Origin of the sequence: Nonomuraea salmonea (genome assembly GCF_042428605.1) — a bacterium.
GTDB lineage: Bacteria > Actinomycetota > Actinomycetes > Streptosporangiales > Streptosporangiaceae > Nonomuraea > Nonomuraea salmonea.
On record NZ_JBHMCF010000029.1, the window covers coordinates 376,639 to 391,814 of the forward strand.

Below are 15,176 nucleotides of genomic sequence, written 5' to 3' on the forward strand. Positions count from 1 at the left end.
CGCTCGTGGCGCGGGCCGTACCCCGCCGCGTTACTGAATGCCTGCCTCGGTGCACTTCTCGGCGAAGTCACCCTTGCACAGTTCCTCCTTGGTGACGTAACCGTCGGCCACGACGTCCTTGACGTTGTCGAAGTAGATGGCCTGCGGCTCCATCAGCTCGGAAGGCACGTCCTGACCGGTCTCCGGGTCCTTGACGCTGCTGGTCGCCGCGGGCTTCTCGCCCTTGGCCAGCGCGACCGCGAGCTTGGCCGCGGCGTCGGCCTCCTTCTTGACGGCCTTGTACACGGTCATGCACTGGTCGCCAGAGAGGATGTTCTGCAGGCCCTGGACGGTGGCGTCCTGGCCGGTCACCGGCACCTTGCCGTTGAGGTTGTTCTTCTTCAGCACGGTGATGGCGGCGTTGCCGAGACCGTCGTTGGCGGCCAGCACCCCGGCGATCTTCGGCTCCTGGGTCAGCATCTGCTCGAAGATCGTCCCGGCCTGGGTGTTGTCCCAGTCGGGCACGGCCTGGTCGGGGCCCTTGACGTACTCGCCCGCGTCGAACTTGGGCTTGAGCACGCCGTCGTAGCCGTCCTTGAACAGGGTCGCGTTGTTGTCGGTCGGCGAGCCGTTCAGATAGGCGACGATGGGCTTGTCGGCCTTCTTGTCGGTCAGGCACTTCACCAGGCCCTCGCCCTGGAGCTGGCCGACCTTGGTGTTGTCGAAGCTGACGTAGTAGGCGGCGCCGCCGCCCAGTGTCAGCCGGTCGTAGTCGATGGTGGCCACGCCCTGGGACTTGGCCTTCTCGATGACGGTCTTGCCGGTGCCGCTGTCCAGGTTGACGATCATCAGGACGGTGGCGCCGTTGGTGATCATCTGGTCGGCGATGGTCTGGAACTGGGTCTTGTCGTTCTGGGCGTTCTGGATGTCGTACTCGACACCCGCGGCCTTGAAAGCCTCTTCCAGATACTTGCGGTCCGCCGTCTCCCACCGGGCGGAGGACTTGCTGTCCGGCAGGATGACGCCGATCTTGCCGGCCTTGGCCGCTTCTGACGCGGTGGCCGATTCAGAGGTCGACGTCGTGGTCTGACCGCTGTCGCCCCCGCAGGCGGTGAGACCGAGGGCGAGCGCTGCTGCCGTGGCGGTCAGGCTGAGGATCCCCTTGCGCATGGTGCAGGGTCCTTTCTTCCGGAGGGGCCCGGATGAATGTTGTTTGCGGCAACGTATTCCGGGACGAACCGGTTGTGAAGGGGGTTGGAGAGGTGGATTTGTTGTTTCGGGTAACAATCCAGAAACGTCACATCAACCTTCCCGACGCTCGCCCGTACCGGGATGTGAGGCCGTGCGGCACCGGTCACGTGAGGTAGCCGACAGGCCCTGATCACGCCATTTCGGGTCACTCACTGTGTGGTTATTGGTAGGTTTGGGCCGCTTTGAGGAGACTCTCGGAAAGGTGAGTGACGGTGCGGCGGTACGGACGCGTGGCCGGTGGCGTGCTGGCCGGGTGCCTGGTGGCGGGCTGCTCGGGGCTGCCCGGGATGGACCCGGCGGCGTGGCAGGGCGCGGAGACGCCCTCGGCCACTCCCTCCCCCACGACATCTGGCACGCAGAAGACGCCGGAGCCCTCGGCGTCCGCCCCGGCGCTGACGGCGGAGTCGGTGATCAAGGAGTACATCGAGCGCAACAACAAGGCCAACAAGGCGCTCGACGAGAAGCTGCTCGCCACCTACGAGGGCGGGTCGAGCCTGGCCATCGACAAGGCCGGCTACACCTCCCAGCGCAAACTCGGCGGGCGCGACTCCTACACGCCGTTCGAGTACGTCAAGCCGACGTTCGTGGCGCCGGCCTCCAAGCGGTGGTTCCTCGCGACGGCGTACTGGAAGAACAAGAAGAAGTCCGCCAAGACGCCCACCTTCCTGCTGTTCGCCCACGACCAGGGCGCCTGGAAGCAGGTCTACTCCCCCGACGTCTCCGACACGATCGACGCCGACGAACTGCCGAAGATCCAGACGGACGCCTCCGGTGCGGCCACCGAGGTGGACAGCGCCGACGGCGACGGCCTGCTGATGTCACCGGCCGACTTCGCCAAGAACTACGCCGCCCACATGACCGGCAAGGGCTCGAAGGCCGCCAAGAGCCGGTTCGCCTCCGACCAGTTCACCACCGGCGCGGCCAAGAACCGCATCAAGATGCGGCAGTTCGCCAAGATCACCGAGCACGCGGCGCCGGCGAAGGAGTATCCGTCGTACGCGCTGCGCACGGCCGACGGCGGCGCGCTCGTCTTCACCACGTTCGCGCGGACCAAGGTGTACGACGTGATCCAGAGCCCGAAGCGCTACTACGTCTTCCAGGAGAACAACGGCCTGCTGCCGGACAAGTACTACAAGTTCCTGAAGGTGGGCGACCTGGTGCAGGTGGCCGCGCACATCCCGCCGAAGACCGCCTCGCCCGCGCAGGTCCAGGTGCTCGGCACGTACAGCGGCATCGTGGCCGGCCGCGGCGCGTGACGCCCGGCCTGCGGGCGCGTGCTCAAGACAGAACCTGACTCTGCGGGCGCGTCCTCAGGCCAGGACCTGACTCTACGGACGCGTCCTCAGGCCAGGACCTGGCTCAGGACGTTCTGCACGATCAGCCCCGCCGCCGAGGCCACCGCCACGACCAGGACGGCCGTCCGCACCTTGCCGCCGTCGAGGTAGCGCCGCAGCGGCCCCGACACCAGGAACCCGAGCAGCATCGGCACGATCAGCGCCCCGCCCACCATCAGCGCCGCGGACGGCAGCTCGTCCACGAGGGCGAGGATGGCCAGCGACTGGACGGCGCTGAGGAAGAAGAACATCGCCAGCGTGGCCCGGATCTGCGGGCCCTTGGCGTGCTGGTAGACCAGCGCGATGGGCGGGCCACCGATGCCGGTCGCGGTGCCGGTGACGCCTGACACGAACCCGGCCGAGGTGATGGTGACCGCGTTGCGCGGCACGCTCAGCGCCCGCGCCGTCAACGCCACCGCGACGAGCACCATGACCGCCACGAAGACGCCACGCATGTATACGGAAACGTAGACAACGATGACTGCGCCGAGCGCACTGCCGGGCAGTCTCCCGAGGACCGCGAACCCGAGCCCGCCCCAGTCCACCCGCCGCCACTCCATGGCCAGCGTGAACAGCGGCAACGTCATGTTGACCACCTGAACGGCGCCCGGCATGAGGTCGGGCGCGAGCAACGTGAGCAGCGGCGCCGCCACCAGCCCCAGCCCGAACCCCACGGCCCCCTGGACGATCGCCCCCACGAATACCGCCAGACCACCAACAATCAGCACCAACGCCACATTCGCCATGCACGCGAGTCAACCACCTTTACTCTCCGTTGCCATAACGGCCCCGAGAGTGACCACAGGAGGTAGTGTTTTCCGCGTACGCCTACGTAAGCTCAGAAGTATGGCCGCGAAGCCGAAAGCCACGAGCATACGTGTCAGCGTGAAGACCAGAGATCGCATCGCTGCTTTGGCGAAGAAGAGAGGTGAACCCATGACCGCGATCATCGACCACGCCATCCGCGAGATGGAGAAAAAAGAACGCTGGCAGCGCGTCGCGGAGCAGATGGAGCAGACCAAGAGAGAAGATCCACAAGCCTGGGCGGACTATGTCGCCGAATCCGAGCTGGTGCAAGGTCCGCGACCGCGCACTTCCCGCATCGCACCCGAGTGGGAAGGGCTCATCACGTTTCCCGAGGAGAGAGATGAGGGTGATTCAGGGCGAGATCTGGCTCGCTAATCTGGGCGACACCGTGGGCCGCGAACCGGCTCACGGGCGCCCGGTGCTGGTGGTCAGCAATGACACGTTCAACGCCAGCACACCGGTCAAGATCGTTGTTCCGCTGACCACGACCGATCGGGGCTGGGACAACCACGTTCCCATCCCGACCGAGGGCACCGGCCTCGACAAGCCCAGCTTCGCCATGATCGAGCATGTGCGCAGCATGTCGCCCCTGAGGTTCACGCGGCGGATCGGGATCGCCCCTGACGAGGTCGTTCACGAGGTCGCCGACTGGATCGGTGACGCGCTCTAGCGGCTCAGGAGATGGGTGATGCCGCCCGGCGAATTAGAGGTTCGCCGGGTGGCGTCACCCACTCTGCCACACCTGCCGCTGCTTTAGGCTGCCGCCGTGCCGTTCTCGTTTCTTGCGCCCGCTGTCGCCGTCCTCGTCGCTGTCACCGGGCCCCAGCCTGCTGCGGCCTTTCCTGCCAAGGGTGGGAAGCTGGCCACGGCGTCCTGTCCTGAGACGGCGCTCTCCGACGGTGGGATTCCGCGGGGGCGGGAGTACCTCGCTACGGTTGTGAAATGTCTGGATAAGTCGTGGCGGGGTTACTTCAAGCGGGCCAAGCTGCGGTTCGGCCCGCCTGACGTTCGCTACGTCGACGATCCCCACGACACCCAGTGCGGGATGCCCCTCGACGGTGTCGACGCGCTCTACTGTCACCCCACGCACACGATCGTCTTCACTCTGACGGGGCGCTGGATCGAGGGGCGTACCGACCTCTATCCCTTCAAGGTCGCCGCCCACGAGTACGCCCACCACCTGCAGACCCTCACCGGTGTGCGCCGCGCCTACGAGGCCCGGCATCGCGCCGAGCCTCGCCGCAGGGCCGAGTTGCGGCGGAGGTTCGAGTTGCAGGCCGACTGCCTGGCCGGGGTGTTCATGGGCAGCGTGTACGGCTCCCTCGCGCGTACCGGCGCGGACTGGGCGGCCCTCAAGGACGCCGTACGGGCGAGCGGTGACGAGGACGGGCACTCCAGCCACGGAAAGGGCGCCACCCGCGTGAGCTGGCTGGAGCGCGGCCGGCGCACCCTCACCCCCTCCGCCTGCGACACCTGGTCGGCCAAGGCGAGCAAGGTGACCTGAGCCCACGCAGGAAAGGCGACTGTCCTCGGGGGTTGTCCCTTAGGAAAGCCCTTGAGGACTGTCCCGTAGGAGAGGACGACAACCGCCCGGCGGGGGCCGTCCCCCAAAAAGGCAAGAGCCGCCCGGCGGGGGTTGTCCCGCGGGGCGGCTCTTGAGGTGTTCGGGTGGTTCCCCCGATGCGGGCGCGTGAGGATCGCGCCCAACCCCCGGCACGACGGCCAAGGGCCCCCGCCCCCCGACCCGGCTCATGACCGGGACGGGAACACGGGAAGCTGTCACATCCGGACGAGGCAGCGCCCCACCCGGCGTCACCACCGAGCGAAGCCGCGCCTCGCCCGTCATCTCCACCGAGCGAAGCCAAGCCTCGCCCGGCGTCACCACCGGACGAAGCCCCGCCTCCCCCAGCGTCACCGCAGAGCGAGGCGGTGCCTCTCGTGGGCCTCTCGTGGGCCTCTCCTGGCGTTACTTGGCGAGCAGGGAGCGCAGGACGTACTGCATGATGCCGCCGTGCCGGTAGTAGTCGGCCTCGCCCGGCGTGTCGATGCGGACGACCGCGTCGAACTCGACGTCGCCGGCCTTGACGTGCACCGTCTGCGGGATGCCGCCCTTGTTGAGTTCCTCGACGCCGGTGATGTCGAACGTCTCCTCGCCGGTCAGCCCCAGCGAGGCGGCCGAGGCGCCCTCGGGGAACTGCAGCGGCAGCACGCCCATGCCGATGAGGTTGGAGCGGTGGATGCGCTCGTAGGACTCGGCGATGACGGCGCGCACGCCGAGCAGCGCGGTGCCCTTGGCCGCCCAGTCGCGCGAGGAGCCGGAGCCGTATTCCTTGCCGGCCAGGACGACCAGCGGGGTGCCGGCGGCGGCGTAGTTGACGGAGGCGTCGTAGATGAACGACACGGGCCCGTCGGACTGGGTGAAGTCGCGGGTGTAGCCGCCCTCGGTGCCCGGCGCGATCTGGTTGCGCAGGCGGATGTTGGCGAACGTGCCGCGGATCATCACCTCGTGGTTGCCGCGCCGCGAGCCGTAGGAGTTGAAGTCCTTGACCTCGACGCCGTTGGCCTGCAGGTATTGCGCGGCGGGCGTGCCGACCTTGATGGAGCCGGCCGGCGAGATGTGGTCGGTGGTGACGGAGTCGCCGACCTTGACCAGCACCCGGGCGCCGTGGATGTCGGTGACGGGCTGCGGCTTCTCCGGCATGCCGTCGAAGTAGGGGGCCTTGCGGACATAGGTGGAGTCGGCGTCCCACTCGAACGTGTCACCGGTCGGGATGGGCAGCGAGCGCCAGTGGTCGTCGCCCTTGAAGACGTCGGCGTAGTCGCGCTCGAACATGTCGCGGCCGATGGAGGAGTTGACCACGGCGGCGATCTCCTCCGGCGCCGGCCAGATGTCGCGCAGGTAGACGGGCTCGCCGTCGCTGCCGACGCCGAGCGGCTCGGTGTCGAGGTCGATGTCCATCGTGCCGGCCAGCGCGTACGCCACGACGAGCGGCGGCGAGGCCAGGTAGTTCATCTTGACGTCGGGGTTGATGCGGCCCTCGAAGTTGCGGTTGCCCGACAGCACGGCGGTGACGGCCAGGTCGTTGGCCTGGATGGCCTCGCTGATCTCGGGAAGCAGCGGCCCGGAGTTGCCGATGCAGGTGGTGCAGCCGTAGCCGACGAGGTGGAAGCCGATCTTGTCGAGGTAGGGCTGCAGGCCCGAGCGCTCGAAGTAGCCGGTGACGACCTGCGAGCCGGGCGCGAGCGACGTCTTGACCCAGGGCTTGCGGTTGAGGCCCTTGTCGACGGCGTTGCGGGCGAGCAGGGCCGCGCCGAGCATGACGTACGGGTTGGAGGTGTTGGTGCACGAGGTGATCGCGGCGATGGAGACGATGCCGTGGTCGATCTCGAACGTCGTGCCGTCGGCCAGGGTGACGGGCACCGGGTGGTGCGGCCGGCGGCCGCCGTTGGCGGTGGCGTTGGAGGCGGGCGAGTCGGAGGCCGGGAAGCTCTCCTCGACGGCCTCGTCCACGCCGTCGCTGACGTAGTTCTGGACGTCGTGGCGCCAGGTCTCCTTGGCCGCCGACAGCACGATGCGGTCCTGCGGGCGCTTGGGGCCGGCGATGGACGGCACGACGGTGGCCAGGTCGAGCTCGATGTACTCGGAGAAGACCGGCTCGGGCGCCGACGGGTCGAGCCAGAGGCCCTGGGCCTTGGCGTACGTCTCGACGAGCGCGATCTGCTCCTCGGAGCGGCCGGTCAGGCGCAGGTAGTCGACGGTCTGGCCGTCGATCGGGAAGATGGCGCAGGTGGAGCCGAACTCAGGGCTCATGTTGCCGATGGTGGCGCGGTCGGCCAGCGGCACCGAGGAGACGCCCTCGCCGTAGAACTCGACGAACTTGCCGACGACGCCGTGCTTGCGCAGGATCTCGGTGATCGTCAGCACGAGGTCGGTGGCGGTGGCGCCGGCCGGCAGCTTGCCGCTGAGCTTGAAGCCCACGACGCGCGGGATGAGCATGGAGATCGGCTGGCCGAGCATGGCGGCCTCGGCCTCGATGCCGCCGACGCCCCAGCCGAGCACGCCGATGCCGTTCTCCATCGTGGTGTGGGAGTCGGTGCCGACGCAGGTGTCGGGGTAGGCCTTGCCGTCGCGGGTCATGACGACGCGCGCGAGGTGCTCGATGTTGACCTGGTGGACGATGCCGGTGCCGGGCGGCACGACCTTGAACTCGTCGAAGGCGGTCTGGCCCCAGCGCAGGAACTGGTAGCGCTCACGGTTGCGCTCGTACTCGCGCTCGACGTTGCGCTGGAAGGCGTCGGGGTGACCGAAGTAGTCGACGATCACGGAGTGGTCGATGACCATCTCGGCGGGCGCGAGCGGGTTGATGCGCGCGGGGTCGCCGCCGAGGTCGCGTACGGCCTCGCGCATGGTGGCCAGGTCGACCACGCAGGGCACGCCGGTGAAGTCCTGCATGATGACGCGCGCGGGCGTGAACTGGATCTCCACGCTCGGCGCCGCGGTCGGGTCCCACTCGCCCAGCGCACGGATGTGGTCGGCGGTGATGTTGGCGCCGTCCTCGGTGCGGAGGAGGTTCTCCAGCAGGATCTTCAGGCTGTACGGGAGACGTGCGGCGCCCTCGACGGCATCCAGCCGGAAGATCTCATACGACGCGTCACCGACGCGGAGCGTGTCACGGCTGCCGAAGCTGTTCGCGGACACGATGATTCGCCTCCTCCATAGACAGGTGTTCAGACAGAATCCTGCCGCACTGCGGAACCGGACGGCACCTTAGGTGTGCCTAACTCGCAGGCCGCGGCGGATGTCTCGATATCAAGATATCCACAGAGTATCTCGACATCAAGTTAAACGGGCGCCAGTCGCCAGAACAGCAGGCCGACGATGGCCACCGACAGGATCGGCGCCAGGATCTTCTGCTCGAACTTCCTGCCCGTCTTGATGCCGATCTTCCACGGCAGCACGAACTTCGCCCCCAGCGGCCAGAGCACCGGGCAGCCCCGCTCGGTCATGCAGTCGCCCACCACGTGGATGAAGCAGCCGACGCCGACCGCGAGACCGAGCCAGGCGTAGCCCACGTCGAGGGAGAGGAAGACCGCGTACAGGCCGGCGGTCATGCCGATGTTGATCATCGCGGAGCCGAGCTTGTTGCCCGGGATGCCGACGCCGATGGCCCGTAGCGAGAGCCCGATGAGCAGCACGACCATGATGTCGCGCCCGATCGGATACGTGCCGGCCAGCCAGTGCGCCCCGAACCCGAGCGCCACCGCGAACAGCAGCGAGTGGGTGGCCCCCCGATGGCCGCCGCTGATCCAGGAGACGAACTTGGCGAGTGCCCACGTGATCGGCCCGAATGTCTGCGCGATGGTCGCGCTGGGATGGTCGAGGTCGGGCAGCATGGCCGCGCCCGCGCAGATGATCGCGCCGGCGATGAGCTCGGCCGGGCTGAGCGCGGTGGCCATGATGCCGGTCTCGACGAACCGGGAGGACTCGTTCAGCAGCGGGAGTGCGGCGAGCGGCGGCGCCAGCCCCAGCCAGGCGATGGCCCCCGTCATCGCATGCGTGTGCCCCATCATGATCGGGACTGTACGGCAAAGAGCCCGTTTACGCGCTTGTCCATGCCGTGCGGGAAGAAGAGCGTGCCCAGATCGCGGCGGGCAAAGCGTCAGTAAAGCGCTCCGAACCGGTCGTGAGCCGCGCCCGTATCCCTTCCCGGAGACATTGGCATCTTCTCCAGGAGGTCGAGGACCCACTCGGAAAGGCCCGCAAACGCAGACGAGGTCGTCTCCGCGGCGACAGCACCCCCCAGCCCTGCCGACGCGGAACGACCTCGTCTGCTGTGTTCAACGACGCCTCCCCGGATCCTGTTCCCGGCATTCCGCAACTTTTTCGTGATCTGGCTCACTCCTGTCCGTGACTTGTCTTTCGACATGTTTCCGATATATCGTTGACGCATCGAGAGTGAATCACGATATAGGAGGACAACATGACGCACCACATCACCGCAGGCGGGCCCTGGAGCGGGGCGCACGACTACAAGCGCGCGGCCCGCGAGGCGTTCCAGGCCATGGCCGACGCCTTCGAGCAGTTCGGCGGCCGCAGGGGCGGCCCGCACCGTGGGGGTCATCACCACGGCGGCCACCACGGCGGCCCGCACGAGCACCGCGGCAGGGGCCGCGGACCCGGCGGACCGTTCCCGTTCGACTTCGGGCGCGGCCCTTGGGGCCCCGGCCCGTGGGGCGGGCGCGGCGGCTGGGGCGGCCGCAGCCGCAAGGCCAAGCGCGGCGACGTGCGCGCCGCGATCCTCGCCCTGCTCGCCGAGGAGCCGCGTAACGGCTACCAGATCATCCAGGAGATCGCCGAACGCAGCGAGGGCGGCTGGAAGCCCAGCCCCGGCGCCGTCTACCCGGCGCTGCAGCAGCTCACCGACGAGGGCCTGGTGATCTCGGAGGAGAACGAGGGCCGCAAGACCTTCAAGCTCACCCAGGAGGGCCTCGACTACATCGAGGCGCACGCCGACGAGGTCCGCGCGCCGTGGGACGACATGCGTCCCGATATCGATGACAACACCGCTGATCTCTGGCATATCGCCCGACAGTCGGCATTCGCCATGATGCAGGTTCTTCAGACCGGAAACGACGCACAAATCCGCGAAGCGCGTAAGACTTTGGTGGAGACCCGGCGCAAGCTCTACCAGATCCTGGCCGACGGCGACCCGGGCGAGGAGTGAGACGATGCCCGTTGCCGCACCGGGCAGCCGGTACGGAGAGAGCGAGGACACCGCCATGGACCACCCCGATCTCCGCATCGGCGACGCCGAACGCGAGCAGACCATGGCCGCCCTGCGTGAGCACTTCGCGCAGGGCCGCCTCACCCACGAGGAGCTCGACGAGCGCCTCGACCGCACGCTGGCCGCCAAGACCGCCCGTGACCTGGCCCAGGTGACGGCCGACCTGCCCGGCCCGCGCCCCGCCTACCAGGAGCCGCCCGCGAGCCCGTACGACATGGGCGACTGGCGCGCGGCCATGCACGCCCACCGGCAGCAGATGCAGGCCGTGCGGCACGCCCAGCGGGAGATGCGCCACCAGATGCGCCACCAGATGCGCGGCCAGGGCTGGCACGGCCACATGCGGCGCCACCACCGCGGGCCCCACCCGCTGGTGCCGATCCTCACCGTGTTCCTGGTGCTCAGCCTGATCTTCGGCGGCTTCGGCATCTTCAAGGTGCTGTTCGTGATCTGGGCGGCCGCGCTGGTCTTCAGCCTGGTGCACCGGCGCTTCCACCGCCGCCGCTGAGCGGGCCCGCCCGGCGCGTTTTGGGCCTTGACCGGCCCTGAGGCGCACCTGATGATCTGGGCGGGCCGCACAGCGAAGGGGAAAGCCGCATGACCGAGCAGGGCACTCCCGACCGCCGCACGAACCCGTTCACCGCCGTTCCCGGCGCGGACGGCCTCGTCATGGACGTGCCGGCGTACCAGGCCGGGTTCGACCGCGACCACGAGGGGTGCACGGAGCCCATGTGGAAGCTGGAGCGGGCGCAGACCTTCTACGAGCCCGACGTGGCGAGCTGGCGGGCCATGATGGACGGCGATTGGGAACGTTCCCTGGCCCTGCTCGCCCGCATCGCCGAGCCGCTGGCCGACTACTTCAGCCGCCGCCAGCCGGTCAGGCGGGTGCGGGTGGTCGAGCTGCCCGTGACGCCGTACCTGCAGTGGGAGCTGCACGTGCTGGCGGTGCGCGCCGCGGCGGGCTCGCCCTGCCGGGTGGTGCGGGCCGGCCGCGTGGCGGCCCTCGACCCGCTGCCGGAGCTGGTGATCTTCTCTCCATCCCTGATGTACGAGGTGCTGTACGACGAGTACGGCGGGGGCAGGGGCGGCCGGCGGATCACCGACCCCGGCGTCGTCGGGCCCTGCCTGCGGGCCGTGCGGGAGCTGTTCGCGGCGGGCGAGGACGTGCGCGACTTCCACGAGCGGGAGATCGTGCCGCTGCCCCCGCCCGCCGTCACCGACGAGATGCGGGCCGCGCTGCCCGCCTACGCCCACCGCACGGAGGAGTTCCGCGTCTAGCCGCCGGGGCAGGACGCGAGTCCCGCGCAGGACACGAAGTGGCCGGGCGTGACCTCCAGCAGGCCGCCCGTGCCGCCGCCCTCGTGGTAGGCGCACGTCTCGACCGGCACCGCGTCGTCCCAGGCCTCGTGCAGCCGCGGCACGGCCGACAGCAGCTCCCGCGTGTACGGGTGCAGCGGCCCGCCGAACACGTCGTCGGTCGGGCCCATCTCGGCCACCCTGCCCTGGCGCAGCACCACGGTCCGCTCGGCCAGGTAGGTGCCGAGCGACAGGTCATGCGTGATGTAGAGCACGCCGAGCCCCCTGGTCTTGAGCTCGGCCAGCAGGTTGAGCACGTCGATGCGGGTGGAGGCGTCGAGCATGCTGGTGATCTCGTCGGCGACCAGCAGCTTGATGTCGAGCAGCAGCGCACGGGCGATGAGCAGCCGCTGGAGCTGCCCGCCGCTCAGCTGGTGGGGGTATCTCCCGAGCACCTGGCCGGGGTTGAGCCGCACGTCGCGCAGCGACGTCTCGACCCGCTCGCCCCACTCGGCGGCCGGCACGCCCGGATAGTACGCCTCCTTGATCATCGCGAACACCCGGTCCGCCTTGAACACCGGGTTGAACGAGCTGAACGGGTCCTGGAAGATGCCCTGGACGTGCCGGTAGTACTCCTTGCCCGCCCGCACCGGCAGCCCGTCGAAGGTGATGGAGCCGCTCGTGGCGGAGTTGAGGCCGAGGATCATCCGGCCGATCGTGCTCTTGCCGCTGCCGCTCTCCCCGATCAGGGAGACGACCTCGCCCGGCACGACGTCGAAGCTCACGCCCTTGACTGCGGCGACGCTCTTGCCGCCGAAAGCGCCGATCCTGAATTCCTTGGTGACCTCGCGCAGTGTCAGCATCAGGCCTTCCAGCAGGCTACGTGGTGGTCGGGAGCCGGCTCCGCCACCGGCGGGTCCTCGGCGCACTCCTCGCCCGCGATCGGGCAGCGGTCGCGGAAGCGGCAGCCGGTGGGCGGGTTCAGCAGCGACGGCGGAGCTCCGGCGATGCCCTCCAGCCTGCGGTCGGCGTAGCGCACGCCGACCTCGGGCAGGGAGTCGAGCAGCAGCCGCGTGTACGGGTGCCGCGGCGCCTTGACGATCACGTCGGCGGGGGCCTTCTCGGCGAGGCGGCCGGCGTACATGACCATGATCGTGTCGGCGAGGTGGTGGGTGAGCGCGAGGTCGTGCGTGACGAAGATCATGCTCTTGACGTAGCCGCTCTCCCTGAAGCCGAGCAGTGCCCGGGCCACGGCCTTCTGCGTGGAGACGTCGAGCGCGGAGGTGACCTCGTCGGCGATCAGCAGGGACGGGTCGAGCAGCGTCGAGATGACCATGACCATGCGCTGCTTCATGCCGCCCGACAGCTCGATCGGGTAGCGGTCGAGCACGTCGCGGGGCAGCCCTACCTGGTCCATGCGGCGTTCCAGCTCGGGCAGGTCGAGGGTGGCGCCGCGGGAGGCGAGCAGCTCGGTGACCATCTTGCGGATCTTGCGGGTGGGGTTGAGCGCGCTCATGGCGTACTGCGGGATGAGGGAGACCTCGTGGAAGCGGAACGCGTTCATGGCGCGGTCGTCGTCGATGGGCAGCTCCTGGCCGTCGAGCACGACCGCGCCGCCGACGCGGCGCATGCGGCCGTCCATGCGGATGAGCGACTTGCCCAGCGTGCTCTTGCCGCAGCCCGACTCGCCGACCAGGCCGAGTATCTCGCCGTCGCGCAGCTCGAAGGACATGCCGTCGAGGGCCCGCACGTCGCCCCTGAGCGTCCTGTAGTACACCTTCAGCTCGCTGACCTGCAGGCTCATGTCTCCCTCAGTTTCGGGTTGAAGACCTCGTCGAGGCCGACGTTGGCCACGTACAGGGCGCCGACGATGGCGGTGATGGCCGCTCCCGGCGGCACGAACCACCACCACATGCCGAGTTGCAGCGCGCTCCACTGGTGGGCGTTCTGCAGCATCAGGCCGAGCGAGACGCCCTCTGTGGGGCCGAGCCCGATGAAGTCGAGCGAGGAGCCGATCAGCACAGAGCCGCCGAACAGCAGGATGAACGTCATGAACAGGTAGGAGCTCATGTTCGGCGCGATCTCCCTGGCGATGATCCGCCAGGTGCCCGCGCCGCTCATCCTGGCCAGGTCCACGAACTCCCTGGTACGCAGCGAGAACGTCTGCGCCCTGATCGCCCGCGCCGCCCACGGCCACTGCGTCAGCCCGATGAACAGGCCCTGCACGGCCACGCTGCGGATGCCCAGGTAGGCGTTGATGATGAGCAGCACGGCGAGGGTGGGGATGACCAGCACGACGTTGGTCAGCATGTTGAGCACCTCGTCCACGATGCCGCCGCGGTAGCCGGCCACGAACCCGATGGCCATGCCGATGACCGCGGCGATGCCGCCGCCGATCACCCCCACCACGAAGGTGGCCCGCAGCCCGTGCACGAACTGCAGGAACACGTCCTGGCCGAAGGTGGTGGTGCCGAGCCAGTGCGCGCCGCCGGGCGGGCTCATCGGCCGCGGGCCGTAGTCGTTGGGGTTGCCGCTCACCAGCAGCGGCCCGAACAGGCCGAGCAGGAGCAGCACGACCACGATGCCGAAGCCGACCATGAGCTTGGCGTTGCGCACCGCGAAGTGCAGCGCCTCGCGCCGCACGCCGGCCGGCTCGTGCGGCGCGACGTCCTGGATCACGCTCATGCCTGGGCACCCGCCATTCCCGCCCTGGTCCGCGGGTCGACCACGACGTAGACGATGTCGATGATGAAGTTGGCGATCAGCACGCCGAGCACGATGAACAGGAACGTGCCCTGCAGCAGGAAGAAGTCCTTGTTCTGGATGGCCTTGAGAATGAGGCTGCCGAGGCCCGGATAGGCGAAGACGATCTCGGTGACCAGCGCGCCCGCCACCAGCACGCCCAGTTGCAGGGCCAGGCCGGTGATCTGGGGCAGCACCGCGTTGCGGAAGGCGTAGCGGCGGATGAGCCTGCTGGGGGCGCCGAGCGCCGACAGGTAGTTGGAGTAGTCCGACTCCAGCTCGTAGATGATCATGTTCCGCATGCCGATGGCCCAGCCGCCGAGCGCCACCAGGAACAGTGACAGGAACGGCAGCGTCCAGTGGTGCAGCAGGTCGAGCACGAACGTCCAGGACCAGGTGGGCCGCAGCGAGAAGCTGTAGCCGCCGGCCACCGGGAACCAGCCGAGCAGCACGCCGAACGCCCAGGCCAGCAGCACGGCCAGCCACATGTACGGCATCGCGGTCAGCACGTAACCGACGGGGAGCACGGTGTTGTCGAGGAGCTTGCGGCGGGCGGCGTACGCGCCGAACTGGTTGCCCACCACCCAGCTGAGCAGCACGGAGGGGACGATCAGCGCCAGCGTGTACGGCACCGCCTGGGTGATCACGTCGGCGACCGGGGTCGGGAAGAGCCAGATGCTGACCCCGAAGTCCCCGCGCAGCAACGCGCCCCAGAAGTTGAGGTACTGCTGCCAGAGTGGCTGGTCGAGCCCGAACAGGCCGGTGTAGTACGCCCGCATGGCCTCGACGGCCTCGGGCTTGGTGACGTTGGCCCGCGCGACCATGCTGGCGACCGGGTCGCCCGGCATGAAGCGCGGGATCATCCAGTTGACCGTGACGGCGACGAAGAAGGTCAGTCCGTAGATGAGCAGTTTCCTGCTGAAGTAACGACGCACAGGTTTGTGTCTCCAGAGCGGCCCCTCCGCCTCCCTGGGAGGTGCGGAGG

General features: G+C 68.7%; 15 protein-coding genes. 7 read left to right on the forward strand and 8 right to left on the reverse strand.

The features are described 5' to 3' along the window. Positions 1-30: 30 nt before the first annotated feature. On the reverse strand, positions 31-1,149 hold the full coding sequence (locus ACFFR3_RS25875) for a sugar ABC transporter substrate-binding protein (RefSeq protein ID WP_364363779.1): 1,119 nt from the start codon (positions 1,147-1,149) through the stop codon (positions 31-33). 293 nt (positions 1,150-1,442) lie between these two features. Here ACFFR3_RS25875 and ACFFR3_RS25880 point away from each other — a divergent pair, with 293 nt between their 5' ends. Further along, on the forward strand, positions 1,443-2,486 hold the full coding sequence (locus ACFFR3_RS25880) for a DUF8094 domain-containing protein (protein ID WP_345387323.1): 1,044 nt from the start codon (positions 1,443-1,445) through the stop codon (positions 2,484-2,486). An 86-nt stretch (positions 2,487-2,572) separates the two neighbouring features. On the opposite strand, the gene ACFFR3_RS25885 is transcribed toward ACFFR3_RS25880, so the two are convergent. After that, positions 2,573-3,292 carry a sulfite exporter TauE/SafE family protein gene (locus tag ACFFR3_RS25885; protein ID WP_364363776.1) on the reverse strand — a complete coding sequence of 240 codons (720 nt, stop codon included), beginning with the start codon at positions 3,290-3,292 and terminating at the stop codon, positions 2,573-2,575. Positions 3,293-3,500: 208 nt separating this feature from the next. On the opposite strand from ACFFR3_RS25885, the gene ACFFR3_RS25890 reads away from it, so the two are divergent. The 3 genes from ACFFR3_RS25890 (at position 3,501) to ACFFR3_RS25900 (ending at position 4,875) form a co-directional block, all read left to right on the forward strand. Further along, the gene (locus tag ACFFR3_RS25890) at positions 3,501-3,746 is read left to right on the forward strand and encodes a hypothetical protein (RefSeq protein ID WP_355422033.1); all 246 of its coding nucleotides are present in this window, start codon (positions 3,501-3,503) and stop codon (positions 3,744-3,746) included. Continuing rightward, positions 3,718-4,041 (forward strand): type II toxin-antitoxin system PemK/MazF family toxin, encoded by a 324-nt coding sequence (locus ACFFR3_RS25895; protein WP_345387327.1) that lies wholly within the window; start codon positions 3,718-3,720, stop codon positions 4,039-4,041. The genes ACFFR3_RS25890 and ACFFR3_RS25895 overlap by 29 nt, the downstream gene beginning before the upstream one ends. A gap of 96 nt (positions 4,042-4,137) precedes the next feature. Next, on the forward strand, positions 4,138-4,875 hold the full coding sequence (locus ACFFR3_RS25900) for a neutral zinc metallopeptidase (protein WP_379483981.1): 738 nt from the start codon (positions 4,138-4,140) through the stop codon (positions 4,873-4,875). A gap of 462 nt (positions 4,876-5,337) precedes the next feature. Here the strand turns inward: ACFFR3_RS25900 and acnA are convergent, their stop codons facing one another. Next, positions 5,338-8,070, reverse strand: coding sequence for an aconitate hydratase AcnA (gene acnA / locus ACFFR3_RS25905; protein ID WP_364363769.1), 2,733 nt, complete (start codon positions 8,068-8,070; stop codon positions 5,338-5,340). A 143-nt stretch (positions 8,071-8,213) separates the two neighbouring features. Next, positions 8,214-8,942, reverse strand: coding sequence for a metal-dependent hydrolase (locus ACFFR3_RS25910; protein WP_364363766.1), 729 nt, complete (start codon positions 8,940-8,942; stop codon positions 8,214-8,216). A 410-nt stretch (positions 8,943-9,352) separates the two neighbouring features. On the opposite strand from ACFFR3_RS25910, the gene ACFFR3_RS25915 reads away from it, so the two are divergent. The 3 genes from ACFFR3_RS25915 (at position 9,353) to ACFFR3_RS25925 (ending at position 11,431) form a co-directional block, all read left to right on the forward strand. Next, positions 9,353-10,096, forward strand: coding sequence for a PadR family transcriptional regulator (locus tag ACFFR3_RS25915; protein WP_379483982.1), 744 nt, complete (start codon positions 9,353-9,355; stop codon positions 10,094-10,096). A gap of 4 nt (positions 10,097-10,100) precedes the next feature. After that, positions 10,101-10,661: a DUF1707 SHOCT-like domain-containing protein gene (locus tag ACFFR3_RS25920; RefSeq protein ID WP_345387337.1), complete on the forward strand. Its 561-nt coding sequence runs from the start codon at positions 10,101-10,103 to the stop codon at positions 10,659-10,661. An 89-nt stretch (positions 10,662-10,750) separates the two neighbouring features. After that, positions 10,751-11,431, forward strand: a complete 681-nt coding sequence (locus tag ACFFR3_RS25925) for a DUF6879 family protein (protein WP_364556806.1) — start codon at positions 10,751-10,753, stop codon at positions 11,429-11,431. Here the strand turns inward: ACFFR3_RS25925 and ACFFR3_RS25930 are convergent. Genes ACFFR3_RS25930 through ACFFR3_RS25945 form a run of 4 tightly spaced genes read right to left on the reverse strand, consistent with a single transcriptional unit; the run spans position 11,428 to position 15,126 of the window. Continuing rightward, a complete protein-coding gene (locus ACFFR3_RS25930) occupies positions 11,428-12,312 on the reverse strand; it encodes an ABC transporter ATP-binding protein (protein WP_364363757.1) in 885 nt (294 codons plus the stop codon). The two genes, ACFFR3_RS25925 and ACFFR3_RS25930, sit on opposite strands and share 4 nt — an antisense overlap. Then, a complete protein-coding gene (locus ACFFR3_RS25935) occupies positions 12,312-13,253 on the reverse strand; it encodes an ABC transporter ATP-binding protein (RefSeq protein ID WP_345387341.1) in 942 nt (313 codons plus the stop codon). The genes ACFFR3_RS25930 and ACFFR3_RS25935 overlap by 1 nt, the downstream gene beginning before the upstream one ends. Next, positions 13,250-14,134 carry an ABC transporter permease gene (locus ACFFR3_RS25940; protein ID WP_379483983.1) on the reverse strand — a complete coding sequence of 295 codons (885 nt, stop codon included), beginning with the start codon at positions 14,132-14,134 and terminating at the stop codon, positions 13,250-13,252. The genes ACFFR3_RS25935 and ACFFR3_RS25940 overlap by 4 nt, the downstream gene beginning before the upstream one ends. Then, a complete protein-coding gene (locus ACFFR3_RS25945) occupies positions 14,131-15,126 on the reverse strand; it encodes an ABC transporter permease (protein WP_364363749.1) in 996 nt (331 codons plus the stop codon). The genes ACFFR3_RS25940 and ACFFR3_RS25945 overlap by 4 nt, the downstream gene beginning before the upstream one ends. Positions 15,127-15,176 lie beyond the last annotated feature (50 nt).

What these genes read in the sequence shown, in the direction of transcription:
- ACFFR3_RS25875 (WP_364363779.1), bottom strand. Translation starts at nt 1,149, where the DNA reads ATGCGCAAGGGGATCCTCAGCCTGACCGCCACGGCAGCAGCGCTCGCC.
- ACFFR3_RS25890 (WP_355422033.1), top strand. Translation starts at nt 3,501, where the DNA reads ATGACCGCGATCATCGACCACGCCATCCGCGAGATGGAGAAAAAAGAA.
- ACFFR3_RS25910 (WP_364363766.1), bottom strand. Translation starts at nt 8,942, where the DNA reads ATGATGGGGCACACGCATGCGATGACGGGGGCCATCGCCTGGCTGGGG.
- ACFFR3_RS25915 (WP_379483982.1), top strand. Translation starts at nt 9,353, where the DNA reads ATGACGCACCACATCACCGCAGGCGGGCCCTGGAGCGGGGCGCACGAC.
- ACFFR3_RS25920 (WP_345387337.1), top strand. Translation starts at nt 10,101, where the DNA reads ATGCCCGTTGCCGCACCGGGCAGCCGGTACGGAGAGAGCGAGGACACC.
- ACFFR3_RS25925 (WP_364556806.1), top strand. Translation starts at nt 10,751, where the DNA reads ATGACCGAGCAGGGCACTCCCGACCGCCGCACGAACCCGTTCACCGCC.
- ACFFR3_RS25930 (WP_364363757.1), bottom strand. Translation starts at nt 12,312, where the DNA reads ATGCTGACACTGCGCGAGGTCACCAAGGAATTCAGGATCGGCGCTTTC.
- ACFFR3_RS25935 (WP_345387341.1), bottom strand. Translation starts at nt 13,253, where the DNA reads ATGAGCCTGCAGGTCAGCGAGCTGAAGGTGTACTACAGGACGCTCAGG.
- ACFFR3_RS25940 (WP_379483983.1), bottom strand. Translation starts at nt 14,134, where the DNA reads ATGAGCGTGATCCAGGACGTCGCGCCGCACGAGCCGGCCGGCGTGCGG.